This window comes from Kitasatospora sp. NPDC096140 (assembly GCF_040303045.1).
GTDB lineage: Bacteria > Actinomycetota > Actinomycetes > Streptomycetales > Streptomycetaceae > Kitasatospora.
Genome location: NZ_JBEOUW010000013.1, coordinates 93,280 through 118,784 on the forward strand (window position 1 = coordinate 93,280; position 25,505 = coordinate 118,784).

The 25,505-nt window shown below is 74.3% G+C and carries 19 protein-coding genes; 9 read left to right on the forward strand and 10 right to left on the reverse strand.

Annotated features, from left to right (window positions below; all coding sequences use genetic code 11):
• Positions 1-213 precede the first annotated feature (213 nt).
• Positions 214-1,662 carry a helix-turn-helix domain-containing protein gene (locus ABT048_RS16050; protein ID WP_350521995.1) on the reverse strand — a complete coding sequence of 483 codons (1,449 nt, stop codon included), beginning with the start codon at positions 1,660-1,662 and terminating at the stop codon, positions 214-216.
• 373 nt (positions 1,663-2,035) lie between these two features.
• Here ABT048_RS16050 and ABT048_RS16055 point away from each other — a divergent pair, with 373 nt between their 5' ends.
• Positions 2,036-5,245, forward strand: coding sequence for a M28 family peptidase (locus ABT048_RS16055; protein ID WP_350521996.1), 3,210 nt, complete (start codon positions 2,036-2,038; stop codon positions 5,243-5,245).
• A 122-nt stretch (positions 5,246-5,367) separates the two neighbouring features.
• Here ABT048_RS16055 and ABT048_RS16060 read toward each other — a convergent pair whose 3' ends face one another.
• Together ABT048_RS16060 and ABT048_RS16065 are read right to left on the reverse strand one after the other, a co-directional pair.
• A complete protein-coding gene (locus tag ABT048_RS16060; RefSeq protein ID WP_350521997.1) occupies positions 5,368-6,213 on the reverse strand; it encodes a hypothetical protein in 846 nt (281 codons plus the stop codon).
• A gap of 68 nt (positions 6,214-6,281) precedes the next feature.
• On the reverse strand, positions 6,282-6,905 hold the full coding sequence (locus tag ABT048_RS16065) for a hypothetical protein (protein ID WP_350521998.1): 624 nt from the start codon (positions 6,903-6,905) through the stop codon (positions 6,282-6,284).
• Between the two features lie 190 nt (positions 6,906-7,095).
• Between ABT048_RS16065 and ABT048_RS16070 the strand changes: the two genes are divergently transcribed.
• From ABT048_RS16070 to ABT048_RS16085, 4 genes are all read left to right on the forward strand, one after another.
• Positions 7,096-8,334 carry a cytochrome P450 gene (locus ABT048_RS16070; RefSeq protein ID WP_350521999.1) on the forward strand — a complete coding sequence of 413 codons (1,239 nt, stop codon included), beginning with the start codon at positions 7,096-7,098 and terminating at the stop codon, positions 8,332-8,334.
• A gap of 156 nt (positions 8,335-8,490) precedes the next feature.
• Entirely contained in the window at positions 8,491-8,997 is a 507-nt protein-coding gene (locus ABT048_RS16075) for a carboxymuconolactone decarboxylase family protein (RefSeq protein ID WP_350522000.1), read from the forward strand.
• Positions 8,998-9,181: 184 nt separating this feature from the next.
• A complete protein-coding gene (locus tag ABT048_RS16080; RefSeq protein WP_350522001.1) occupies positions 9,182-10,957 on the forward strand; it encodes a penicillin-binding transpeptidase domain-containing protein in 1,776 nt (591 codons plus the stop codon).
• 160 nt (positions 10,958-11,117) lie between these two features.
• On the forward strand, positions 11,118-12,242 hold the full coding sequence (locus ABT048_RS16085) for a hypothetical protein (protein WP_350522002.1): 1,125 nt from the start codon (positions 11,118-11,120) through the stop codon (positions 12,240-12,242).
• Positions 12,243-12,391: 149 nt separating this feature from the next.
• On the opposite strand, the gene ABT048_RS16090 is transcribed toward ABT048_RS16085, so the two are convergent.
• Both ABT048_RS16090 and ABT048_RS16095 read right to left on the reverse strand, forming a co-directional pair.
• A complete protein-coding gene (locus tag ABT048_RS16090) occupies positions 12,392-13,672 on the reverse strand; it encodes an RNA polymerase sigma factor (RefSeq protein WP_350522003.1) in 1,281 nt (426 codons plus the stop codon).
• Positions 13,669-14,040 (reverse strand): YciI family protein, encoded by a 372-nt coding sequence (locus ABT048_RS16095; protein WP_350522004.1) that lies wholly within the window; start codon positions 14,038-14,040, stop codon positions 13,669-13,671. The genes ABT048_RS16090 and ABT048_RS16095 overlap by 4 nt, the downstream gene beginning before the upstream one ends.
• A 360-nt stretch (positions 14,041-14,400) precedes the next feature.
• Here ABT048_RS16095 and ABT048_RS16100 point away from each other — a divergent pair, with 360 nt between their 5' ends.
• Entirely contained in the window at positions 14,401-15,306 is a 906-nt protein-coding gene (locus tag ABT048_RS16100; RefSeq protein WP_350522005.1) for a UTP--glucose-1-phosphate uridylyltransferase, read from the forward strand.
• A gap of 150 nt (positions 15,307-15,456) precedes the next feature.
• A complete protein-coding gene (locus tag ABT048_RS16105; RefSeq protein ID WP_350522006.1) occupies positions 15,457-15,864 on the forward strand; it encodes an Imm7 family immunity protein in 408 nt (135 codons plus the stop codon).
• An 87-nt stretch (positions 15,865-15,951) separates the two neighbouring features.
• Here the strand turns inward: ABT048_RS16105 and ABT048_RS16110 are convergent, their stop codons facing one another.
• Positions 15,952-17,256 (reverse strand): FAD-dependent monooxygenase, encoded by a 1,305-nt coding sequence (locus ABT048_RS16110; protein ID WP_350522007.1) that lies wholly within the window; start codon positions 17,254-17,256, stop codon positions 15,952-15,954.
• A gap of 219 nt (positions 17,257-17,475) precedes the next feature.
• Here ABT048_RS16110 and ABT048_RS16115 point away from each other — a divergent pair, with 219 nt between their 5' ends.
• Both ABT048_RS16115 and ABT048_RS16120 read left to right on the forward strand, forming a co-directional pair.
• Positions 17,476-18,282, forward strand: coding sequence for a DUF2625 family protein (locus ABT048_RS16115; protein ID WP_350522008.1), 807 nt, complete (start codon positions 17,476-17,478; stop codon positions 18,280-18,282).
• 69 nt (positions 18,283-18,351) lie between these two features.
• Positions 18,352-18,921 (forward strand): hypothetical protein, encoded by a 570-nt coding sequence (locus ABT048_RS16120; protein WP_350522009.1) that lies wholly within the window; start codon positions 18,352-18,354, stop codon positions 18,919-18,921.
• A gap of 181 nt (positions 18,922-19,102) precedes the next feature.
• Here ABT048_RS16120 and ABT048_RS16125 read toward each other — a convergent pair whose 3' ends face one another.
• From ABT048_RS16125 to ABT048_RS16140, 4 genes are all read right to left on the reverse strand, one after another.
• The gene (locus tag ABT048_RS16125; RefSeq protein WP_350522010.1) at positions 19,103-19,756 is read right to left on the reverse strand and encodes a hypothetical protein; all 654 of its coding nucleotides are present in this window, start codon (positions 19,754-19,756) and stop codon (positions 19,103-19,105) included.
• Positions 19,757-19,920: 164 nt separating this feature from the next.
• Entirely contained in the window at positions 19,921-21,060 is a 1,140-nt protein-coding gene (locus ABT048_RS16130) for a nucleotide disphospho-sugar-binding domain-containing protein (RefSeq protein WP_350522011.1), read from the reverse strand.
• A gap of 32 nt (positions 21,061-21,092) precedes the next feature.
• On the reverse strand, positions 21,093-22,448 hold the full coding sequence (locus ABT048_RS16135; RefSeq protein ID WP_350522012.1) for an ATP-grasp domain-containing protein: 1,356 nt from the start codon (positions 22,446-22,448) through the stop codon (positions 21,093-21,095).
• A 174-nt stretch (positions 22,449-22,622) separates the two neighbouring features.
• Positions 22,623-24,659, reverse strand: a complete 2,037-nt coding sequence (locus ABT048_RS16140) for a PEP/pyruvate-binding domain-containing protein (protein ID WP_350522013.1) — start codon at positions 24,657-24,659, stop codon at positions 22,623-22,625.
• Positions 24,660-25,505 lie beyond the last annotated feature (846 nt).

Here is a 25,505-nt window from a genome sequence, read left to right on the forward strand (position 1 = left end):
AACGCCATGAATGACCCGATCGGCGGACGATACGCGCACGAAGTTGACGCTCGAACGGCGTGAAGAGGGCGCATTTTGGCGCAGTTACGGGAGTTGCCGGGGCGCAGAGCCGTCACACCGCCGGGTGAGCGCCGTCGAGCGCCCCATCCTCGCCCGCACCCCGCGGTGCCCCGTGACGGACACCGCGTCGCACACCGCGCCGGAGGCCGCCGCTCAGGCCCGGACCAGCTCCGCCAGCCGGTGCGCGGCGCGCGGTTCGCACGCCGCCAGGCGGTCGCGCAGGCCGCGCAGCTCGTGCTCCACCAGCGCCGGGAGGGCGGCCGCGGGCGTGGCCTCCAGGGCCGGAGCGAGGAGTTCGACGGCCGCCCGTGGATCGTGCGCGCAGACCAGGCAGTCGGCCGCCCGGACGACGAACAGCAGGCGACTGGCCGGGAGTTGGGTCGGGCCGAGCAGGCCCAGGGCGGTCTCGGTGGCGCTCAGCGCCCGGCGGGCCAGCCGGGGGTCGTCCCCCGCCGCCGCGAGGTCGCGCAGCGCGGCGGCCGCCGCGGACTCGACCCGCATCCGCATCGAGGCGATGGAGAGCCAGGGCACGTCGGCCTCGTCCTCGACCCCGACGTGGTCCAGGTACGACCGGGCCAGGCCGATCTGCCGCACGGTCTCCCGGACGTCGCCGGTCAGCGCGTGCGCACGGGCCCGGCTGATCCGGCCCATCGCACCGGCCCAGGGCAGGCCGGGGGCGACCCGGTCGATCTCCCGGGCGTAGCCGAGCGCGGCCTCCGGGTCACCGTCCAGCCGGGCCAGGATGCTCAGGTCGCTGAGCGTGCCGACCTGGGTGGCCTGGTCCCCAGCGAGCCCGGCCCAGGTGAGCGCGCGGTCGTAGCAGGCCATCGCGGTGGCGTTGCGGCCGTCCTGCATGCGCAGCGCGCCGGCCGCGTGGGCGTGCTCGGCGGCCAGCCGGGCGAGCGGACGGCGCTGCGCGGCGGGAGCGGCGGCGAGCCTGGCGAGCACGGCGTGCAGGGTGCGCTCGACGGCGGCGGCCAGGCCCGGCCGGTCGCCGGTCTCGCCGGAGCGCAGGCGGGCGGCGAGCAGTCCGGTCAGGGCGTGCGCGGTCGCGGCGTCCAGCGGCGGGCCGGCGGCTGTCCCGGTGGGCGTCCCGGTGGGCGTCCCGGTGGGCGTCCAGGTGGGCGTCCAGGTGGCGCAGAACTCGGCGTGCAGACCGGCGAGTTCGGCGGCCGCGGGGACGTCGCAGCCCTCGGCGCCGTGCAGCGGGCAGAGCAGGCCGTAGTCGGGCAGCCGCGCCGGGGCGGGGGCGGCGGGCGCCGGACCGGCGGGGGTGACGCCCGGCAGCGGGGGCCGCAGCAGCGCGGGCGAGAAGACGTCGACGCCGCACAGCTCGGCGCTCTCGGCGCGCAGACAGGCGGCGCTCACCTCGCCTCCCGCGCCCAGGAGTCGGTCGATCCGGTCGGCGACCCTGGGGGTGACCCGGCGGGCGCCGTGCTCGATCTTGCTGACGGCGGTGTGGTCGTAGCCGATCCCGGCGCCGAGCTGCGCCTGGGTGAGGCCGGCCCGGCGCCGCCAGTGCCGCAGTCGGGCGCCGAACTCCCGCCAGGCGCCCCGGCCCTGGCCGGTCGGCGGTTCCGGAACGCCCGTCGCTGGGGCCACGCGGTTCCGCTCCACGGCTGCCTCCCGGGGTGCGTCCTCGGCCCCGGCCGATCGCGGGGCCCGCCGACGATTCCAGTGGTTCCGACGACTCCGACGACCAGGACGGTACTCGATGGCCGCCCGCCCCGTACATGACGTGGTCTCAACCACTGGGAGGAAAGCCCAGCTTGACGCAAAGCGGAGCCGCGGACTTGACGGAATTTGCCAACCCCTTGCATCGCCCGCACCAGCCATTGACCCGAGCATGACGCCATGTGAGGGTTCGGGCACCCGAGCGCGGACGGCCCGCACGGCCCTCCCCCTGCCCCGGCCTGCGGTGCGCCACCAGCCGTTGCCGTCCGCGGTCGAGGACCCCCACATGCGAGGAGCCTCGATGCAACGCAGAGTTTCCACCGGTCGGTTGCTCACCACGGCGACCACCCTGACCGTCCTGGCCGGCCTGATCGCCGCCACCGCGGGGCCGGCCACCGCCGCGCCCACCCCCTCCCCGGCACCGCCGAACGCCCTGGCCGCCGCCGTCAACGCGGCCGACGCCGCGGCCGCGGCCGGATTGGACGCACTCGCCAAGGGCCCCGGCGAGACCTACGAGCGCCGGGCCGTCACCCCCTGGGTCGGCGGCCTCTACTCCGTCTCCTACGAACGCAGTTACCGCGGCCTGCCGGTGGTCGGCGGCGACGCGGTGGTGCTCGCCGACGGGCAGGGCAAGGTCCGCGGCCTGCAGTCCGCGGCCCCCGGCCCGATCGGCGGCTCCGTCACCCCGCAGATCGACGCCGATCGGGCCGAGCGGACCGCCCGCGCCGAACTGCCCGCGGTGGACGCGGTGGAGTCGAACCGGCTGGTCGTCCGGGTCAAGGACGGCAACGGCGGCCGGCTCGCCTGGGAGACCGTGCTGAGCGGCCGCAACGGCAACGCCCCGAGCCGGCTGCACGTCTTCGTCGACGCGGCGACCGGCGAGGTCGTCGACCGCTACGACGACGTCCACGCCGGCACCGTCAACAGCAAGTGGAACGGCCCGGCACCGGTCACCATCAGCACCACCGGATCCGGCGGCTCGTACTCGCTGCGCGACCCGAACCGGCCAGGCCTGAGCTGTTCCGACTACAGCACCGGCCAGGTCTTCTCCAAGTCCACCGACTCCTGGGGCACCGGCAGCCCGACCAGCAAGGAGACCGGCTGCGGCGACGCCATGTTCGCGGCCCAGAAGGAATGGGACATGCTCCGCGACTGGCTGGGTCGCAACGGGCACAACGGCAACGGCGGCAGCTGGCCGGTGAAGGTCGGCCTCAACGACGTCAACGCCTACTGGGACGGCAGCACGATATCCATCGGCCACAGCCAGGCCAACGAGTGGATCGCCTCGATCGACGTGGTCGGCCACGAGTTCGGCCACGGCATCGACCAGTACACCCCGGGCGGCGCCAACAACGAGGCCGGGCTCGGCGAGTCCACCGGCGACATCATGGGCGCGCTCACCGAGGCCTACGCCAACGAGCCCGCGCCGTACGACAACCCGGACTACACCGTCGGCGAGATGATCAACCTGGTCGGCAGCGGGCCGATCCGCAACATGTACAACCCCTCGCTGGTGAGCAACAACCCCAACTGCTACTCCTCCTCCATCCCGAACACCGAGGAGCACGCGGCGGCCGGCCCGCTGAACCACTGGTTCTACCTGCTGGCCGAGGGCTCCAACCCGGGCGGCGGCAAGCCCACCAGCCCGACCTGCAACAACTCCTCGGTCACCGGCATCGGCATCAAGGACGCCGGGCGGGTCTTCTACGGCGGCATGCTGCTCAAGACCAGCGGCATGACGTACAAGCGCTACCGCACCGCCACCCTGACCGCGGCGAAGAACCTGGACCCGTCCTGCACCTTCTTCACCCGGGCCAAGGCCGCCTGGGACGCGATCAGCGTGCCCGCGCAGAGCGGTGACCCGACCTGCACGCCGTCCGGGAACAACGACTTCTCGCTGTCGCTCGGCCCGGCGTCCGGCTCCGTCCAGCCGGGCTCCTCGACCACGGCGACGGTCGGCACCACCCTCACCTCGGGCACCGCGCAGTCCGTCAACCTGAGCGTCTCCGGCGCCCCGGCCGGGGTCACCGCGACGGTCAGCCCGTCGTCCGTGCAGACCGGTGCGTCCGCGACGCTGACCCTGGCGGCCTCCGCGGGCGCCCCGGCCGGGACGTACGTGATCACCGTGACCGGCACCGCCGGAGCGGCCACCCACACCGCCCAGTACACCCTGACCGTCGGCGGCGGGGGCAACCCCGGCGGGCCCGCGCCCGACATCGACGTCGCCAAGGTCCAGGCCCACCTGGCGCAGCTGAACGGCATCGCCAACCAGAACGGCGGCAACCGCCGGGCGGGCACCGCCGGGCACAGCCAGTCGGTGGCGTACCTCAAGGGCAAGCTGCAGGCCGCCGGCTACACCGTCAGCGAGCAGACCTGCACTTCCTGCACCTACCAGTCCAACAACCTGATCGCCGACTGGCCGGGCGGCCCGGCCGACCAGGTGACCATGTTCGGCGCCCACCTGGACAGCGTCGGCGCCGGCCCCGGCATCAACGACAACGGCTCCGGCTCGGCCACCCTGCTGGAGAACGCGCTCGTGCTGGCCCAGCAGAACCCGACACTGACCCGGCACGTCCGGTTCGCCTGGTGGACCGGCGAGGAACAGGGCCTGCAGGGCTCGCAGTTCTACGTCGGCCAGCTGGGTTCCACGCAGCGCTCCGCGATCAAGGCGTACTACAACTTCGACATGGTCGGCTCGCCCAACGCCGGCTACTTCGTCAACAACATCTCCTCCGCGGCCTCCGCACCGATGAAGGCCTACTGGGACTCGCTCAACCTGCAGCCGGAGGAGAACGTCGAGGGCCAGGGCCGATCGGACGACTACTCCTTCCAGCAGGCCGGCATCCCCACCTCGGGCTACGCGGCCGGCGCCAGCGACACCAAGACCTCAGCGCAGGCCGCCAAGTGGGGAGGCACGGCGGGCCGTTCCTACGACTCCTGCTACCACCAGTCCTGCGACACCACCGGCAACGTCGACGCGACGGTGCTCAATCGCAGCGCCGACGGCGTGGCCTACACCATCTGGAAGACCTCGGTCGGCGGCAGCACGCCCGCCGACGACTTCTCCCTCTCGGTGAACCCGGCCACCGCCACCGTCAACCCCGGGGACAGCGCCACGGCGACGGTCTCCACCGCGACCACCTCCGGCTCGGCCCAGACGGTCAGCCTGACCGCCTCGGGCGCCCCGGCCGGCGTCACGGTCACCTTCAGCCCGTCCTCGGTGCAGTCCGGCGGCTCCGCCACCGTCACCGTCGCGACCTCCGCCGCCACCGCGGCCGGCACCTACGCCATCACCCTCACCGGGACCGGCTCCGCCACCCACAGCACCGGCTTCTCCCTGGTCGTGGGCAACGGGAACCCCAACCCCGGTGGCACCTGGACGCCCGGCACCACCTACCGGGCGGGCGACGTGGTGACCTACAACGGAGTGAGCTACCGCTGCGTCCAGGGCCACACCGCCCAGGTCGGCTGGGAGCCGCCGATCGTCCCGGCCCTGTGGCAGCCGGTGTGACCGGGGCGACCTGACACCATCCGCAAGCAGCTGCGCCGCGGGCCGTCGAGGGGGACGGACCGCGGCGCAGCCGTGCGCCGGGGCGGGCGGTCATCCGGGGCGGGCGTGTGCCGGGCGGGCGGTCACCCGGGGTGGAAGGCGACCCGGACGGTGGAGTCGAAGGGGAGGATCAGCCCGTTGCCCGTCTCCCAGGTCCAGTCGCGCGGGACGAGGAACATCCGGCCGCCGGAGTGGGCCAGCAGCCGAAGGCCCTCGTAGCGGTACCGGAACCGCGCGCCCTGCTCGACATCGGGCAGCACCGTCTCCCGCACCCCCGCCCACCCCAGGTGGAGCCGCTCCGAGGTGTCCAGGACGACCGCCGGACGCCGGTAGAGGTGGTGGGCGAGCTGCTCGGCGTCGGCCGTCCCCTTCTGCTGGGCGTAGCCGCCGACCGCCCAGTACGAGCAGAGCACGACGAGCGCCACACTGATGCCCAGCGCCGCGCGCTCCCCGGTCAGCGGGTAGGCCGCGCCGGTGCTCCGCACGTACATCAGCCGGGCCAGCACCGCGAGCAGCAGCGCGCCCCCGAGCAGCAGCGGGGTGCCCATCGGGCCGGCGTCGACCACCTCGAACCCGGCCAGGAAGCCGAGCACCAGCAGCGGCAGCGTCAGCGCGGTGACGGCCAGGCAGATCCACCGGACGGTCCGGGCGCCGCCCGTACCGCCCCCGACCGCCCTGGTCGCGAGGTGGTAGCCCAGCGCGCCGACCAGCGCCCCGCACAGCGCCACCCCGGCCGGGACGTACAGCGCGGGCGAGCTGCGCAGCAGCAGGTCCTGGGTGGCGAAGCCGATCGTGCCGGCGTCGATGCCGAAGTAGCTGTAGAGCGAGCTGGTGTACGCGTAGCCGAAGAAGAAGAGGAGCGCGGTGAGGAGGGTGGTCGGGGCGACCCAGGTCGCGAGCTTGGCGATCCAGTCGGCCCAGGGCCGCACGGGCGGCGGCTGCGGCTCGTCCCGGGGCGCGCCCGGGGGCCCGTGCGGGGGCTCCTCCTCGGCAGCGCTCAGGAGTTGCTCCCGGCGCCCGGCGAGGTGCCGCCGTACGGGCTCACCCCGCCGTCGGGGGTCTTGCCGCCCGGGGAGGTGGTGGTGCCGTGGTCGGGGGAGATGATCGACACCCTGCCCACGGCCGTGACCCGCTTGCTGGAGCCGTCGACCGTGACGGTGAGGCAGATCGTGCGCTCCTTCGTGCCCGGCTTCCAGTCCGGGAGGGTGAACTCCACCTGCTCGCCCACGCCGTCGGTCACCTTGACCTGCTGCGAGCCGGGGTTGACCGCGTACGCCGAACTGCCGCAGTCGGCGACCTTGCTGACGGTGGCGTCGAAGCTGCTCGTCGACGTGAAGTGCAGCGTGATGAGGGCGCTGTTGTCGGTGCCCTGGACGTTCGCCGACGGCTCGCCGGCGGTCCTGAACCCGCCCTGGTTCCCGGTGTCCTGGGTCCGCTGGTCGTCGGTCCGCCCGTCGTCGGTCTGCCCGGCGCCGCTCTGGCCGCTGTCGCTCCGCTGACCCGAGGCGGAGTCTCCGCCGCCGCCTCCGCAGGCCGCCAGGGCCGGTACGAGCAGGGCGGCGGCCAGCCACCGGGCGGTCCGGCCGGTCCGGCCGCTTCCGAGGTGCCGGGTCCCGGGCATGCGTTCTCCCATCCGCGCAGCGAGCGGGGCCGGTCGGCCCCGCCGCACGGTACCCGTTCGCATACGGCTGGCCGGGCCGCCGTGCCGGCCCCGGCCCGGACCGCCACCCGGTCGGCGCAGCCCGGCCGCACCCCGGCCTGGCATAGAGTCGCAGCGGACGCACCGTCAGCACAGCGGAAGGACACCACCCGTGAGCACGGACACCCGCCCGGTACCGGAGCTGGCCCCGGAGGCCGTCGAGCAGTGGCGGGCCGAGGAAGCCGAACTCGTCGAACTGCTGGCCCGGGCGCAGCGCGGCGTCGGCGGCCTCGCCGCGGTGCGGCTCGGCCCGACGCCGACCGTCCTGATCACCGACCCGGCGGCGGTGCAGCACGTCCTGGGCCGCCACCCGGACCGCTACGTCAAGCGCTCGCACCGCGCCCGAATGCTCGTCGGGGACGGCGTGCTGTCCGCCACCGGGGACGCCTGGAAGCGCCAACGACGGCTGCTGCAGTCCCAGTTCACCGGCACCGGAATGCGCACGTACGAGCGGCGGATCGCCGCCGCGGCCCACCGCACCGCCGAGCGCTGGACCGGCTACCGGCGCAGCGGGGAGACCTTCGACGTCGGCGAGGAGATGCGCCGCTTCGCCCTGGACACCGTCTGGCGGGCGCTCACCGGGCTGCCGCTGGACGACCGGACGGACCAGGAACTCCGTTCGGTGGAACGGGTGGTGGCCGCCATGCCGAAGCTTCCGACCAACGCGGCGGACGCCCGGGACGCGGTCGCCGAGGACCTGGCCCGGGTCGACGCCGTCGCGCACGCGGCGATCGACGCGGCGCGCTCGGCCGGCCCGCTGGACGAACCGGGCGTGCTCCGGGTGCTGCTGGACGCGGGCGACCGCTTCCCGGAGTACACCGACACCCTGATCCGCGACGAGCTCGTCACCCTGCTCGTCGCCGGACACGAGACCACCGCCACCACGCTGACCTGGCTCTTCCTGCTCCTCGACGACCACCCCGGGGCCCGGACGGCCGACCCGCAGGCACTTGTGAGCGAGACACTGCGGCTCTACCCCTCCGCCTGGCTGCTCCCCCGGCACGCCGTCGAGGACGACGTCGTCGCCGGCCACCGCATCGCCGCCGGCACGGACGTGCTGGTCTGCCCGTACCTCACCCACCGCGACCCGGCCCTGTGGCCCGACCCCGAGCGGTTCGACCCGGCCCGCTTCGCCCCGGGCGCGGAACGCCCCGGCCAGCTCGGCGCCTACTTCCCCTTCGGCCTCGGCGCCCGCGCCTGCCTGGGCACCCAGTTCGCCCTCCGGGAGACCACCGCCCTCCTCGAACTCCTGCTGCCGATGGGCGCGGTGGAGTTCCGCGCCAAGCCGTCGGGCGCCGTCTACAGCATCACCGTGCGGCCGGACGGGCCGACGCCCGCGGTCCTGCGCTGAGCCCTCCCGCGCGGTACTCGGAAGCACGCGTGCGCGGCGGCGCTGTCACAACGGCGCCGCGGGATCCGTCGGGGAGGTGACGGCACCGCCGATCACACCGACCGCGGCGCTCCCGCCGCGCCGGCCGCTCCGGCCGCTCCCGAGAGGAACACGACGATGACCACCCGCTCGATCACCACCGAGATCCCGCTGCGCCCCCGGATGGCCCAGGACCCGGTTCAGCTCGTGCCCGCACTGGCCGAGGTGTCGGCCGCGCTCTTCCGGGCCACCGGCAACCGCTCGGTGCCCCGCAGCACCATCGGCCTGGTCCAGCTGCGGGCGGGCCAGATCGCCGCCAACACCTATCTGACCGTCCTGCACACCGGCTTCCTCCGCAAGGCCGGCGAGAGCGAGGAGCGGATCACCTCGGTCGCCTCCTGGCAGGACTCGCCGTACTTCACCGCCCCCGAGCGGGCCGCCCTCGCCCTGGTCGAGGCCGCCCTCCGGCCCGACCCGCACGGCGAGCGCGTCTCCGACGCGCTGTACGCCGAGGTCGCCGAGCACTACGACGAGACGGCCCTGGCCACCCTGATGATCGCCATCGGCCAGGTCAACTTCTTCACCGCCGTCGCCGTGATCGCCAAGCCCGTCCCGGGCCGCGCCTTCACCGATCCCTGGGCGTAGGGCCAGGCGCCGCAGGAGGGCCTGCTGGCTGCCCGGCGGGCCCTCCTGCTGTCGACCGATCGCCCTGCCCCGCATAGGCTGGTCCGCGCTCGAACGGATCGCCGGACGACCGGGCGGGCAGCGGGCCGGGGATTGCCGGAGGGGGCGGGCCCGTGATCAGGCAGGACACAGGGGGGACGAGACCATGCGCGAGGCGCAGGAGCCGGACGACTACGCCGGGTACACCGAGCTCGACGACGGCCACGGCCGGTTCGAGGACGCCGGGTACCGGGGCGTCGAGTTCGCGGACGAGGCGGACGAGGAGGTAGCCCCGCGCCGCTCGGGTGCGCGGCGGGCCGTGCTGGTGGCGGCGGGCGGGGTGTTCGCCGCCCTGCTGGCCGTCGGCGGGTACGGCCTCTACAACATCGTGGACGCCGTGCAGGGCGGCAACACGTCGAGCAGCGACGGCGGCGGCACCCAGGGGCCCGACACCGCGGCGAAGGGCCCGCAGGAGCCGCCGACCGCCGACCAGGCCGCGGCGGTGGCGAAGGACTTCCTGGCGGCCTGGGGCCGCGGGGACGTGACCGCCGCCTCCGCCCTCACGGACAAGCCGGAGACCGCCCGCGCCGCACTGGCCGTGTTCCGCGAGAACGTGCCGACCCGCTCGCTCGCGCTGACCCCGACGGGCCCCGCGCCCGCCGGTACGGCGAGCGATCCGGCCGTCGGCTTCCGGGTGAAGGCCGAGTTCGAGAACACCACGGGCGCCTGGGAGTACGACAGCGCGCTCAGCGTCGGCCGCTCCCAGGACGGCAAGGCCGTCGTGCACTGGGCGCCGACCGTGCTCCACCCGCACCTCGCCACGGGCGGCACGATCGCCGTGAAGCAGCTGCCCGACCCGGTGTCCAAGCCGGTCGACCGCAACGGCAAGCCGCTCGACGGCTTCCCGTCGCTGACCGCCGTGCTCGCCAAGATCGGGCCCGCCGACGGTGCGACCGTCGTCAACGGGCGGGCCGTGGTGCTCTCGGGCACCGGGCGGGAGCCCGAGCAGCTGTTCGTGCTGACCCCGCCGAGCGCACCGCAGGTCAAGCTGACCCTGGACGCCGGCCTCCAGCAGGTCGCCGAGGAGGCGGTCAAGCAGCAGGCGGCGGGCGGCAAGCCGGCCTCGCTGGTGGCCGTCCAGCCGAGCACCGGGAACATCCTGGCGATGGCCTACTCGCCGAGCGGCCACAACCGCGCGGTCTCGGGCGGCCAGCCGCCCGGCTCCACGATGAAGGTGATCACCTCCGCCGCCCTGCTGGAGGCCGGGGTGTCCCCGGACACCGTGGTGCCGTGCAAGGAGACCACCTTCTCGCCGCGCCCGTGGCACAACGACGAGCCGGGCAACTTCCCCTCGTACACGCTCGCGGACGACTTCAGCCACTCCTGCAACACCGGCTTCATCGACAAGGGCCTGGAGAAGCTGCAGCCGGGCACGCTCACCAAGGTGGCCCGCGACCAGTTCGGCCTCGGCCTGGAGTGGCACATCGGCATCGACAGCCGGGACGCCACCGTCCCGGTGCCGGCGAACAACGACGACGCGGCCGCCGAGTACATCGGCCAGGGCAGGATCCAGGTCAACTCGCTGGCGATGGCCTCGGTCGCCGCCACCGTGCAGAGCGGAACGTTCCGCCAGCCCGTGCTGCGGGAGGACGCCAAGCGCGTGACGGCGCCCGGGAGGCTCCCCGCCGACGTCGCCCGGGACCTGCGCTCGATGATGTCCAAGACCGCCACCCAGGGCACCGCCCGCGCCCCGATGTCCGGCCTGTCCGGCCAGATCGGCGCCAAGACCGGCACCGTCGAGGCCGGCGGCAGCCAGGCCACCAACAGCTGGTTCATCGCCTACCGCGGCGACCTCGCCGTCGCCGCCGAGGTCGAGGGCGGGGGCCACGGCAACAGCGCGGCCGGCGTGGCGGCCGCCCAGGTCCTGAAGGCCGGCGGCTGAGGGCCCGTCTTCAGGCCCCCGTCGTCCGTGTCGCTGCGGTCGGCGGGGGCCCACCGCTCGGGACCGGCCGGGAAACGGATCGTAAAACCGCTTGCCAAGCGCGGAGTTCGGGTGCGACCATCGGCGCCGTGATCACGAGAATCGAGTCCACCGACCGCTGGTGAGCGCGGTGCCCGGGCCCCGGTCGCCCGACACCCGAACCGGCCTGTACGACCACGCGGTACGCCTGCACCGGCAGAACCCGAACGAGCCGCTGCCCCGCGACGGAAAGCCGTACCCCGACGACGGTCGACCACGCCCCGCGGCGCCCGACGACCTGCGGACGGCGGGCCTCCCGGTCGCCCGCGTCCTGGACGCGCACTTCGCCGAGCCGTCCGCCCAACCCGGCGCACTGGCCGACGCGTTCCGCGACCTCTACGTGCCGATCCACCGCAACGCGGACATCGCCGCGGCCGCCCGCCGGTGCACCGACGCGTGGCGGGTCCGGCGGACCGGACGGTGGCTGGTGCGCCACGGCACCGACGAGGGCGCCGTCACCGTCGGGCTCGCGCTGCTCGCCGAGGCCGCCGCGCCGGACGACGGCCCGCTGATCCGGACGATCGGGCTGCTGTCCGGAACCTCCGGCCCGCTCGCGGCGCACGCGCTCGAACGCCTCGACGGCGGAGCGGCGCACCTGCTCTGGCTGGCCGACCGGGTGGCGGGCTGGGGGCGGGTCTACGTCGTCGAGGCGCTCTGCCGGCTCGACGACCCGGCCACCCGCCCGTGGCTGCTGCGCCGGGCGGTCGACGGCGACTTCCTCAACGGCTACTTCGCGGGCAGGGCCGCCACGGCCGCCCGACTGCACGAGGCGCTCCCGGAGTTCGGGCAGGACCGCGAACTGCTCGACCACACCGGGCGGTTGCTGCAGATCATGACGCAGAGCGCCGGCATGGGAATGACCCTGCGCCACTACCCGCACTCCGCCGCCGTCCTGGCGGCCCACGCCCGCCACGCGGGCGACCCGCCGCCCACCGTCGAACGCTTCTGCGTGGTGGCCTCGCTGACGCTGCACCTGGCCACCGAGTCCCCCGAGTACTCCGGCTGCACCCCCGCCCAGCTCGATGCGGTCCTCGCCGCCTACCTCGCGCTCCTCGACCGCGAGGACTGGTACGCGACGGCCCGCGCCGCCCTGGCCGGGCAGAACGAGTGGCTGCGGTGGTTCGCGGACTTCAGCCGCTCCCGGCTGCGCCTGCGGGTCTTCGAGGACTGGCGGCCGGCCACCGGCGAGGCCGACGGGCCGGGCTGACGGCCGTCGCCCGGCCGGGGCGGGCGGGACGGGCGCCGCAGGCGGGCGGACGGGCGCGGCGGTCGGGGCAGGCGGACGGGGCGGGCGGGGCGGGCGGACGGGGCGGGCGGACGGGGCGGGCGGACGGGCCGGACCGCCCGCCGAACGGGTCAGACCCGCCGGACCCGCACCGCGCGGCCCTCCAGGTAGCGCTGCTCCGCCAGGCTCGCGGTGGCCCGGGCAGCGCGGCGGTAGTGCTCGTACGCCCCGGCGCGGTCGCCGGCCTTCTCCAGCAGGTGCGCCCGCACGGACAGCAGCCGGTGGTGCCCGGCCATCCGGGCGTCGGCGTCCAGGGTGGCGAGGAGGGCCAACCCGGCCTCCGGGCCCTCGACCTCGGACAGGGCGATGGCGCGGTTGAGGGTGACCACCGGATTGGGCGCGATCCGCTCCAGGATCAGGTAGAGGCCGTGCACCTGCCGCCAGTCGGTGTCCGCGGCGGTCACCGCGTCGGCGTGGGTGGCGGCGATGGCGGCCTGCAGCTGGTACGGGCCGAGCGCCGGCCCGGCCAGCGCCGCCTTGACCAGCGCGGTGCCCTCGTCGATCAGCGCGCGGTCCCACGCCGTCCGGTCCTGCTCGTCCAGCGGGACGAGGTCCCCGGCCGCGGTCGTCCGGGCGCTCCGCCGGGCGTCGGTCAGCAGCATCAGCGCCAGCAGCCCGGCCACCTCGCCGTCCCCGGGCAGCTGCGCGTACACCGACCTGGTCAGCCGGACGGCCTCACGGGCGAGGTCCGGGCGGTCGAGTTCGCTGCCCGAGGACGCGGTGTAGCCCTCGTTGAAGATCAGGTAGAGCACGTGCAGGACGACCCGCAGCCGCTCCTCGCGCTCGGCGCCCGCGGGCGGCGCGAACGAGCTCCCGGCGGCCCGGATCCGCTGCTTGGCCCGGCTGATCCGGGCCGCCATCGTGGCCTCCGGCACCAGGAACGCCCGGGCGATCTCGGCCGTGGTCAGCCCGCCGACCGCCCGCAGCGTCAGGGCGGTCCGGGAGGCGGCGGTCAGCGCCGGGTGGCAGCACAGGAACAGCAGCAGCAGGGTGTCGTCGGTGTCCGGCACCCCCTCCGGCACCACCTCGGCGGCCGCCGTCGCCGACTCCCGCTCCCGGCGCGCCCGGTCGCTGCGCACCTGGTCGACCAGCCGCCGGGAGGCGACCGTCACCAGCCAGCCGCGCGGGTTGGCCGGCACCCCCTCGGACGGCCACTGCACGGCGGCGGCCAGGACGGCCTCCTGCACGGCGTCCTCGCACCCCTCGAACCGGCCGTACTTCCGCACCAGCGTGCCGAGGACCTGCGGCGTGAGCCCACGCAGCAGGTCCCCGGTGTCCCCGGTGTCCCGGCGGTCCCGGCGGTCCCCGGTGACCCGGTTGCGTTCGTCGTCCTCGTTGCCCGTAGCCGTCATGCCTCCAAGTTTCCGTCGGAGAACATCACCTGCCGCACCTCGACGCCCAGGCCCGCGATCCGGGTGTCCGGGATCCGGGCCGCCAGCTCGATCGCGCGCGCCCTGTCCTCGCAGTCGACCAGGTAGAACCCGCCCAGGAACTCCTTGGCCTCCAGGAACGGGCCGTCCGTCACCACCGGCTGCCCGTTGCGGACGGTCACCACGGCGGCCTGCGACGGGTCGACCAGCGCCTGCGTGAGGATCAGCTCGCCGGACTCCTTCACCTCCTCGATGAACCTGCCGTGCCCGGCGCCGATCGCCGCCTTCTCCTCGTCGGTCAGCGCGTCCAGCACAGCCGGGTTGATGTGCAGGCTGATCAGGAACTTCATCTCGTGACTCCCTCGGGTGTGCGGGCCCCGGCGGGGCCGCTCCGACCGGTGGTCGGAGCGGGCGCCGCCGTCTTGACGTCCTCCGCCGGAACTCTCCCACGGACTTCCCGCGATCCCGCCGCACCGCCGCGTCCGCGCCCACGCGTGCCCGTGCCCCCGGCGCCCCGGGGCGGCCAGGCGCACGCGCCGCCGGCGCCCCGGTGAACGGTCGACGAATTCTTGATCCACGACCCCAACTCCCCAGCAGGTCAACGGAAACAATCACACCGGAACCCTTGGTAGCGTGACGTCACCGCGACCTCGTGCAGGCACCTGCACCGCACCCGCGCGCCGCACCACCGTCGAGACGAGAGAGGGCACATGGCCCCCAGGACGATCCGCCGAGCCGTCATCCCCGCCGCCGGACTCGGATCCCGCCTCCTGCCGCTGACCAAGGCCACGCCGAAGGAGATGTTGCCGGTCGGTGACAAGCCGGTGATCGAACACACCGTGCGCGAGCTGATCGAGAGCGGCATCACCGACATCACCATCGTCGTCAACGGCGACAAGGGAATGATCCAGGAGCACTTCCGCCCCAACCCCGTCCTCGTCGACCAGTTGCGCCGCGACGGCAAGGCGGCCTTCGCGGACGCGGTCGAGGAGGTCGGCGAGCTGTCCCGCCGCGGCCACATCAGCTACCTCTACCAGCACGGCCCGTACGGCAACGGCACCCCGGTGCTCAACGCCGCCCGCCACCTCGGCGACGACCCCTGCCTGGTGCTGTGGCCCGACGACGTGTTCGTGGCCGAGGTCCCCCGCGCGCAGCAGCTGATCCGGGCGTACGAGCAGACGAACGCGCCGGTCCTGGCGCTGATGCCGATGGCCCCCGAGGACTCCTACCGCTACGGCGTGCCGGTGGTGAAGGAGGACCTCGGCGGCGGCTCGCTCCGGATCACCGGGCTGGTCGAGAAGCCGAAGCCGGTCGACGCGCCCTCCGCGTACGCGGCCATCGGCGGCTACGTCATCACCCCCGGCATCGTCGACGAACTGCGCGAACTCACCCGCCGCTGGCACGAGAAGCCGGAGGACGAGGTCTACCTCACCGACGCCATCAACGCCTACGCCGCCCGCCGCGCCGTCTACGGCCAGGTCATCGACGGCACCTGGTACGACACCGGCAACCCCGCCGCCTACCTCCGCGCCCAGTTCGCCGCCGCCCTCGCCAACCCCGAGTACGGCCCCGACCTGCGCAGGCTCGCCGCCGAACTCGCGCCGGCCACCGGCTGACCGCCCACGGCCGGGCGCCGGTCGGCGACGGCCGGGGGCCGGTCGGCCACGGCCGGGGGCCGGTCGGCCACGGCCGGGGGCCGGTCGGCGACGGCCGCCGGGGAGGATCCCACCGAGCGCGGCGGCCGCCGGTCGGTAGGCTTCCGAGCCATGTTCGAGTACCACGGGTGGATCAACGTCCTGGAGACGGCCGAGGCCGAGGACGACGACATCGGCCTCGTCGAGGCCCGCCTGCGGGAGATCGCCGAGGGCATCCGGCGCCGGATCGACGAGATCGCCACCCCGTACCTCCTGGACCTGCGGTGGATGAACGGTTCGCTCTTCCTCCACCTCGCCGGCCGGCCGAACCACCGGGATCCGGAGATCGTCGACTTCTTCCGCGAGGTCGGCGAGCGCGCGCCCGGCTCGTACGGCCTGCTGCACGTCCGCGACGACGAGGACCACCCCCACGAGAACGACGTCCGCGTGCTCAGGATGGTCCGCGGCCGGGTCACCGAGCACACCGAGCCGCTGCTGTCACCGTGCATCCCGGTGCTGGAGGACCCGTTCGAGGGCTGAGCGCCCCCCTGCCGCGCCGCCCGCGCCGCCCGCCCTGGCCGGCCGGTCCTGCCGGTCGGTCGGAGCCCGCTCCTCGGTGACGCGCCCTCAGTAGTCGGGCAGGTCGAAGACGGTGGCGGCACGGAAGGCCGCCTCCATCTCCGGGCCGGGACGGTCGAGGCCGGGCCCGGCCGCGGCGCCGGGGGCTTCGGCGTCCTCCTCCGGACCGGCGGTCGCGGCGTCGATGCCGTAGACCCTGGTGGTCAGCTCCAGGATGGCCTGGTTGGCCGCGACGTGGTCACGCAGCCGCTTCTCGTAGGCGGGGAAGGCGCGCCGGTGGTCGCCGTCCGCCGCGTGCAGCTCCCCGGCCAGGACGTAGGCCGCGGTCAGGGCCACGCTGGTGCCCTGGCCCGTGAACGGGGAGCAGCAGTACCCGGCGTCGCCGAGCAGGACGACGCGGTCGTTGGACCAGTGCTCCATCCGGATCTGGGCGACGACGTCGTAGTGGAAGGCGTCCGTCTCCCACATCCCCCGGAGGAAGCGCGGCATCTCCCAGCCCATCCCGGCGCAGCGCTCGGCGACCAGCCGGCGCTGGGCGGTGCGGTCCCGGGGCAGCATGCGCTCCAGCGGCTCGTCGGTGGCGAAGCCGACGAAGACCCGCAGTTCGGTGTTGTCGCGGACGGTCATCACCAGGCTGCTCCAGCCGGTGTCGGCCTGCTGGACGATCTCCCAGCGGTCCAGGCCGAGGTGGTTGGGGACGCTCCAGCCGGCGATGTAGGTGCCGATGGAGTGCAGGTAGTCGGTCTCTGGGCCGAAGACGAGCCGGCGGGTGTTCGAGTGCAGGCCGTCGGCGCCCACGACGAGGTCGAACGACTGCTCGGTACCGCTACGGAACCGGACCTGCACGCCGTCCCCGTACTGGACGAGGGTGTCGATCGAGTCGTCGAACCGGTACTCCACGCCCGGCCCGGCCGCTCCCGCGATCAGCTCCGCGAGCTCGTCGCGCAGGATCTCCACGTCGGGACCGCCGACCTCGCCGCCACTGGCCGTCCACTCGGTGGTGCGGCTCAGTTCACGGCCGTCCGCGTCGACCACGGACATCCCCCGCAGGCCGGTCCTGCGGGCCCGGACCTCCGCCAGCAGGCCCATGCGCTCGACGACGTCCAGGGCGTTGCCGCGGATGTCCACCGCCTGACCGCCGCCGCGCAGCGCCCGGGCGCGCTCGACCACGGTGACGCGGAAGCCGTAGCGCTGCAGCCAGTAGGCGAGGGCGGTGCCGGCGATCCCGGCGCCGGAGACCAGGACCGAGGTCGGGCGGGCGCTGCCGCCGTCGGGCCCGGGGCTGATCGACTCGGCGTGGCCGGGCTCGCGGTGGCCGGGCTCGGTGTTGTTCGTCCGGTTGTTGCTCGACACGGTGGACCTCCCGTGGGTCGGTGGTGCTGGTGTGGACCAGCCTGCGGCGGGCCGCCCACAGCACACGAACAGACCGCTCACAGCACCGACATGCCACCGGCAGCGCACTGACAGGGCGCTGACAGGGCGTCGCAGGGCGTCGTCGGCCGCCACCGTCGGCCACCCGCGCGTCGGCCACCCGCCCGGCGGTGCGGACGGCCGCGGTGCGATCATCCTCGGATGCGCGCGATCGACGAACTGACCGAGGTGGACGATCCGGCCTGGCCCGAGCTGGCAGCGGTGCTCGCGGCGAGCCCCGTCCCCGCCCGTGTGCTGCCCGCCGACCGCGACGAGGGACGCCGCTGCCTGCTGCAGCTGCAGGTCACCGCGCGCTCCGTGCTCGGCGCGCTGGTGCTGCACACCGGCGGGTTGCTCCTGGACCACGGCTGGGTGCGCGTCTTCGGCGGCGGCGCCCCGGCGGCGGGCGGCGGCCCGGCTGACGGCGGTGCAGCGGAGGACGGCGGCGCGGCGGACGGCGGCGCGGAGAACGGCGGCGCGGCGGACGGCGGCCTGCCCAGCCTGGGGCGGGTCAACCGCTTCCCCACCGCGTTCGACCCCGCCTGGCACCCCGCCACCGCCCTGGTCGTCGGCCACGACGCCGTCGGCGGTGTCTTCGCGCTCAACGGCCACGACCCGGCCGCCGGCGGCCGCCCGGGGATACCGGGACAGATGACCTACTTCGCCCCCGACACCCTGGAGTGGGAGGCCCTGGACATGGGCCACTCCGCGTGGGTCTCCTGGCTCCTCTCAGGCGGCACGGAGGCGTTCTACGACGGGCTGCGCTGGCCCGGCTGGCGCGCGGAGGCCGAGGAACTCGCGCTCTCCCAGGGCATCACGGTGTTTCCGTTCCTGTGGTCCGAGGAGGCGCACGCGGACCTCTCCGGCACGGCTCGCCGGGCCGTGCCGATGCGCGAAGTCCTCGGGGTCGCAGCCGACTTCGCGCGGCAGCTGGGCGCCGCCGACCCCGGGTTCCTCGGCGTGGTGTAGGGCGGCCCGGGCCATCGGATGGCGTAGTACTTCTCGCGCCGCCCTTGGGGGTTGAGAAGACTGACGAGCGTGTCCTCCACCGTGAACGCCGGAACCTCCCGCCACGAGCGGGCCCTTGTCGGCGCGCTGCGGGCGAGGGCCGCGCGCGGCGCGCTCACCGCCGAAGCCGTGGTCCTCGCCCAGGGGCGCCTCCAGGAGCCGTGCCCCTGGCCGGCCGGCATGCCCCGGCGGGGCAACGGCGGCGCCTGCTTCCCCAACGCCTGGCGCGTCGCCCGCAGATCGCCCGCCCTGGCGTACGTCGAGGGCTACGTGATCGAGGACGACGGCACGGTGACCCACCACGCCTGGTGCGCCGACGAGCACGGCCGCGCCCTCGACCCGACCTGGCCCGACGGACGCGCCCGCGCCTACGCGGGAGTCGGCATGCTCCTGCCCTGGGTGTCCGCCGTCCGCAGACGCACCTGCACCCAGACACGCTTCCCCGGTGTGCTGGACCCTGCCGTCCAGCACACCAGGGACGCCGACCGGGTCCTGACCTACGGCGTCCCTGCGGGCGCGCTCCTCCTGCTCGGCCGCGACCTGCCGGAAGGCGCGCCGCCCCACCCGGGCGAGGCCCGACAGCCCGACCTGGTCGCCTGAACCGCCCACCGGTCGCCCGTCCGCCTCGGCCGGATCACCCCTGCCGCCCGGGAGGCGCTCCGGACCCTCCGTGACCGCGACCGCCGACCGAGCGCCGGGCCGGGCTACCGGGCGGTCCTTCGGGACGAGCAGCTGCGCGCCTCGGCCCCGGGCGTCGGTGCTGCCACGGCTACGGCTACGGCTACTGATCCCGGAGCGGCTGCCCCGGCGAACCGCCGCTGCCGAGGTCACCCACCGGTACGGGCAGGTAGGTGAACGGCCGGCCGTCCCGGTCGATGACGACCGTGCCGCTGCGGCCCGCGCTCGTCCAGTCCAGTTCGAGGTGCCACTCCACCTCGCAGGTCGAGCCGGGGGCGACGGCGAACAGCTCCGGGCCCGCGTTGGTGACCGTGAAGGGGAAGTCGGGAGCTCCGGGCCGAGCCGGGCCGAGTGTCGGGGGCTCGGCGTCCAAGTCGGCCGTGAAGCCCCGTGTTTCGAGCGCTGCCAGCATCTCCACGCGGAGAACGGGCGGTCGCGCCGGTCGCCGCGAGTCGACCACGGGCCGCATCCGGCGCAGCACGACCGCCTGCGCCGTGAGCCCCTCGACCAGCACCTTCACCCCGACGGCGACGTTCTGCACCCGCCCGTCGCCGCCCTCGTAGGCGACACAGGTGCTGCTGGTGCCGAACAGCTCGACCGAGACCGTCGGTCCCGCGCCAGGGGACGGGGCACCGTCGGGCGTCAGGTGGATGTCGCCGATGATCACGTCCGCCTGGATCACCGGGCCCTGCACATCTCCGCTGATCCGGTTGACGGTTCGCAGGACGTGCGGCTGCTCCGGGCCGTGCTCGGACATGGACTGGTCCTCCCCCAGGCGAAACGAACTCTGCGGCGGCAGCCTCGCACGGGGAACGGTCGGACGGGAAGCCGCCCGCCGGGGGCCGGCACCGGGACCGTCGCCCGGGCCTTCGGCGAAGCGCTCGGCGGGGGCCGCGGGTTCGCGGCCCCCGCCGGCCGGCCTCAGCCGCTGAGCGTTGCGAGGCCCAGGAGGTGTTCGGCCACCGCCGCCGGGCTCGGCATCGCCGCGAGCTCGGCGCTGACCTCGCGGGCGGCCCTGGCCGGGCCGGGGTCGGTGAGCAGGCGCTCCAGCAGGGCCGGGCCGATCTCCTCGGCGCCCGCGCTGAGGCCGGCGCCGCGGTCGCGGACCGCGTGGGCGTTGATGAAACGGTCGGAGCCGTCGGGCAGCGCGAGTTGCGGGATGCCCGCGTCCAGGGCGGCGAGTGCGGTGCCGCTGCCGCCGTGGTGGATCGCGGCGGCGCAGGTGTCCAGCAGCGCCCGCCAGGGCACCCAGCCGTACGCGTGGACGTTGTCCGGCAGGGTGCCGAGCGTGCCGAGGTCGAGTTCGCCGGTGGCGAGGACGAAGTCGGCGTCGACCTCGGCGGCGGCCGCGATCACCCGCTCGATCCTGGTCAGGCCGTCGGTCTTGGGCGGCACGGTGCCCAGGGTGACCGCCACCCGCGGGCGGTGGGCGGGGGCGGCCAGGGGCTCGGGCAGGGCGCCTTCGCCGTTGTAGGCGACGGGCCGCAGGGTGCGTCCGTACCGCTCGGTGCCGGCCATGCTCGGCGGGGCGACGTCGAGGGTGTCGGCCGGCTCGGGGAGCCGGTCGATCCCGTGCCGGGCGAAGGTGTCCGCCATCTCGGTGAGCATCAGTTCGCGCAGCCCGGGGGTGCGGACGAATCCGAGGTCGTGCTGGACGGCGGGCACGCCGAGGGTGGTCGCCGCGAGGAGGGCCACCGGGAACAGGTACTCGTACACCACCAGGTCCGGCCGCCACTGCGCGGCGAGTTCGACGGTGGCGTCGGCCACCGTGCTGTTGACGTGCGCGGCCAGCGGGACGAAGGCCTCGCGGTCGGCCGCGTTGGTCTCGACGACCCGCCGCATCAGGTCGGGCCGCCGGGTGCGGCCGGCCTCGCGGATCTCCAGGCGCCAGTCCACGCCGGAGGCGAGCGGCAGGTACGGCAGCCCGGACGCGGCGACGGCCTCGCCGCCGTCCATCGAGGCCACCGCGACCTCGTGGCCGAGCCCGCGCACCGCCCGGGCGAGCGGAACCAGCGGGAAGAGATGGCCGACGCCGGGTGCGCCGGCGAACAGTACACGCATCGAAGTACCTCGGTGGTCGGGTGGGGCGGGGGTCAGCCGGCGGCGCGGTGCAGGGCGGCTTCCAGGCCGTTCAGCACCGCGTTGCAGTCGCGCTGCAGGGTGTCGGCGTCGACGGCGCTCAGCAGGTAGACCCCGAGCCAGTTGCGCGACCCGGCGTTCGGGTCGAAGGCGGGCACCGGCTGTCCGGCCGGCATGGCGAATCCGGGGACGGCCTCGATGGTGCTGCCCGGGGACAGCAGGCTCTGCCAGTCCACGGCCTGCGGGTCCCAGACCGGGCGGGTGCGCCAGGGCAGGCCGAACGCGTCGGCCGGGACGACGGCCACCGAGGCGGCCGCCCGGACCCCGTCGGTGAGCATGGCCCCGGGGTAGTCGACGCGCTCGCCCAGCAGCTGCCGGACCAGCATGCCGATCGGGTCGAGCCCGAACACCTCGTGGACCTGCCGGGTCGTCAGCAGGCCGCCGAACCGGGCCGCGGTCTCGATGACCACCAGCTCGCCGTCCTTCATCAGCTTGAGCTCGGTGTGGGTGCCGCAGTTCTCCAGCCCGAGCGCGTCGACGGCCTGCCGCGAGACCTCCTCGATCCGGCGCTGCAGGGGCACCGCCATGACGGAGGGCGAGGTGCTGGCCACTTCGACGAAGGACGGGACGGTCGGCAGCTTGGCGGTGATGGCCAGCGGGCGGTAGACGCCGTCGGCGACGATCCCCTCCACGCTCACGTAGTCGCCGTAGCCGGACTCCTCGTACCAGCCGTCGGTGGAGCCCTGGGCGATCTCCTCGACCAGCCGGTCCCGGTCGGTGTCGGGGGCGTAGAGCTCGTTCATGCCGACCTTGCTGCCGGCCTGCAGGCCGCGCTCGATCTCGTCCCACGCGGGCGCGGCGTCCTCGGCCCGCTCCAGCACGATCTGGGCGACCGAGCCGGCGCCCCAGGCCGGCTTGAGCAGCAGCGGGGGCGTGAACTCGGCGAGGGCGGCGTCCAGGTCGGCGAGGCTGTCGACCCGGCGGAAGCCGGGGATCGGCACCCCGGCGGCGGCCCACGCCTCCCGCATCAGCCGCTTGTCCCGGGCGCGGACGATCCCCTCGCCCGCGCCGGCCAGGCCGAGCCGGCTCGCGGCGTGCGCGACGGCGAGCACCGCGAACTCGGAGAGCGTGAGCACCGCGTCGGCCCCGATGGCCTTCGCGTACTCCACGATCAGCTCGACCAGGTCGTCGCCGCGCGGCGCCTCGGGGACCGTTTCGATGCTGGTGCAGCTGGGGCGCCACACCTCCTCGGCGGCGGTGGGCAGCGGCGCCAGCGCGAGGACGTGCAGTTCGCCGCAGGCGGCGATGCGCGGGAAGGCGTAGTCGAGCGGGGCTCCGCCCTTGACGTAGACGTACAGGATCCGGTTCAACGTGCTCTCTCCTGAGGGAAGTTCACTGGCCCGGGGGTGTTCGCCCCGGGCGGGCGGGCCCGGCCTGGGCGCTCGGCCCGCGGGGTGCCCCGCCGTGCGGCGGGCGGCCGCGTGGGCCCGCGCCGACGGGCACGGCCGCGTCGTTCGCGGCCGTGCCGTCGCGGGCGGCCGGCGTCAGCCGGCGGTGCGGAAGGGGCGCAGCTGCAGCAGGCTCACCCGGTCGCCCTCCATGGCCCACTCGATGTCGACCGGGGCGGCGTAGCTCTCGTCGGGCGAGAAGTGCGACTGCAGCAGCCGGCTGATCAGGGCCAGTCGGCCCACCAGCTGCTTGGTCGTGGCGTCCAGGTCGGCGGTGGCGGTGCCGAGCGAGACCGTGCGGCTGCCGCCCTCCATGGTGTTGCACAGGTACTGGAGGGGGGCGCCCTCGCCGGTGACCACCTCGGTGACCGAGCGCGGCGAGATGTTGAGGTAGACGCTGCGGAAGTCCTGCGGGCTCAGCGGGTTGCAGGTGACCAGGACGCCGCCGACGGTGGCGCCGACCTGCTCCTGGACGACCACGCCCATGCGGCAGTGGTCCAGCGGGATGCCCGCCTGGTGCCGCAGCTGCACGGCGCGCGGCGACAGCAGCGAGGCCCACACCTCCCGGACCGCCTCGACGACCGCGTCCGTGCCGCTGACGTGCGCCACCGACTCGTAGAGTCCCGCGGCGGAGAAGCCCGACAGGTCCTCGGCGTTGGAGGAGCTGCGGACGACCAGCTCGGCCGCGCCGTACAGGTGCCGGTCGAGCGCCCGGTCGATCTCGGCGCGGACCGGCTCGGGCAGCGGGGCGGTGCGGATCAGCCGCTGCGCTTCGAGGCAGGCTCCGGCGGTCTCCGCGGTGTCCGCGGTCCCGTCCCGGAGCACGGTGTCGAGCCGGTCGAGGGCGTCCCGGAGCTCCGCCGAGGAGTCCAGGAACCGCTGCTGGAGGGAGAACGGCAGCACGATCCCGCGCGGCACGTGGGCGTACTCCTTCACCAGGCGCTGCGCGGCGTCGGCCAGCTCGGTGTCGTCCGCGTCCTGCGGGAGGCCGAGTTGACGGGCGAGGTAGCGCAGCAGGTTGTCCCGGGGCGGCCGCGGCACGCGGTAGAAGCCGAGCCAGCGCGGCGAGCCGTGCTGCAGCAGGTGGGCGAGCTCGCCGAGGTTGGCGGCTTTGGTGCCGAACCGGACGTGGTCGCCCGCGCGCAGTTCGGTCAGCGGGGTGACGGGGGTGGGCGTGAGGTCGGGCAGGTCCACGGTGACGCGTTCGGCCCGCGGCGCCGGCTCCGGCCGGTCGCCTTCGTGGCGCGGCGGCGCGGCTTCCAGCCGGAAGTCGCCGGCGTCGGCGTCGACCCGGTAGCGGACCCACCGGCCGGCCAGCCCGGCCTCCTCGATCCGCTCGGCGGCTCCGATGCGGACCGCGTTGGGTATCCGCCACCCGGTGGCCATCACGTTGATGTGGGAGAGCGGGGTGGTGTGCTCGGTGTGGATGAGGCCGGACACCCGGGGGACGTCCTCGGGCACCCGGGGCATCACCACGATGTCGTGCCACTGGAGCGGCTCGGGGTCGGCCCGGTACTCCTCCTCCGAGCGGAACACCCGCAGCCGCCCGTGAGCCTCCCCGGGGTTCAGGGGGACGAACGCGGCGGTGGAGTACAGCTCGTGGGCCAGGACGCGCGGTATCTCGTCCTCCGGGATCGCGGCGACGTACGCCTCCTGCCGGTGGTTGGCCGGCTTGAGGACGAGCGGCAGCGCGGGGTCGATGTGGGCGCGCACCCGGTGGTAGAAGGAGCGCAGCATGTCCTGGGACATGGTGTCGACGTCGACGGTCTCCAGCGAGAGGAAGGGGCCTTCCGCTCGCCCGCCCTCGCCGGTGCCGCTGCGGTCGTGCAGGGCGAGGGTGCCGAGATAGAAACGGCGGTCGGGATTCCGGTAGACGTCGTCGTTGAACGCGTCGAGCCCGCGGGCGAGTTCGTCGATCGACATGCCGAGTACGTCGCACGCGATGTAGCGGACGTGGAGTGTTCCGTCCGCACTGTCGATGAAGTGGAGCACCGACTCGGCGCGGTCGAGCACGATTTTCACATAGGGGTAGCCGCCGACGTTGCCGGCGAGCTGGGAGAACTCCTGGATGGTGAGCGTTTCGCCGGTGAGGCGGGGCCGCGTGGTCGCTTCGTTGCGATCCGAACGGGTCATGCGCACAGTTCAGCCATTCGTCATCGTGTACACGATCGGTGTGCACCAGGTCAGAAGTTGGTACGGCTACACACACACTGCCATCGATTCCGAACATCTGACGAATATTCAGGCGACATCAGGCCACTGCGGATTGTTTCGGCCATGAACACGGGCTGCGGGAAAGCGTGCGACACGCCGTTCCGTGACGGGGATCACAGGAGGTCGGTGCCCGATCGACCCGACCGCTTGAAATACGCCTGAAATGTTGATTCCTGCACGACCCGGGCGAGATGCCGTCCGCCCACCCACAGCCGGAAGCGGAACTTCCTGATCGATTCGATGTCATGTTCACAAAAACCGGCGTCGGCGCGGAGGGATCGACACCGGGACCCCGCTCCGGGAGGACGCCGACACACCCGCCCCGGCCGCCCCATCTGCCCTATCCGCCCTATCCACCTCATTCGCCCCATCCATCCCGTCCGCTCCCCGGCCGATTTCCGGCCCCGCCGGCCACAGGGGGATCGCCGGTCAGTTGACGCATTCATTTCCGAGCCCGGAAACACATGACCACGAGTGACGAACTTCCGGTGAATTGACCGACGGTGACGATTCCGGCAGGCACATGAATCGTATACATCCCGGACATTCGGACCACAACCACGCAGCTGTTGACCTGGTCGAATGAGCTGCACCAGGGCCCTACTACGACGACGTGAAGCCCGGTCAGTACGTCGCGGACATCGACGCGCCGGAGATCTCGGCGGACCTCGAACCGCCTGCGGTCTTCGAACCCCCGCCCGAGTGCTCCTGCCCGAGCGCTCCTGTCCGAGTGTTCCTGTCCGCCGATCGGCGTGACCGCATTAC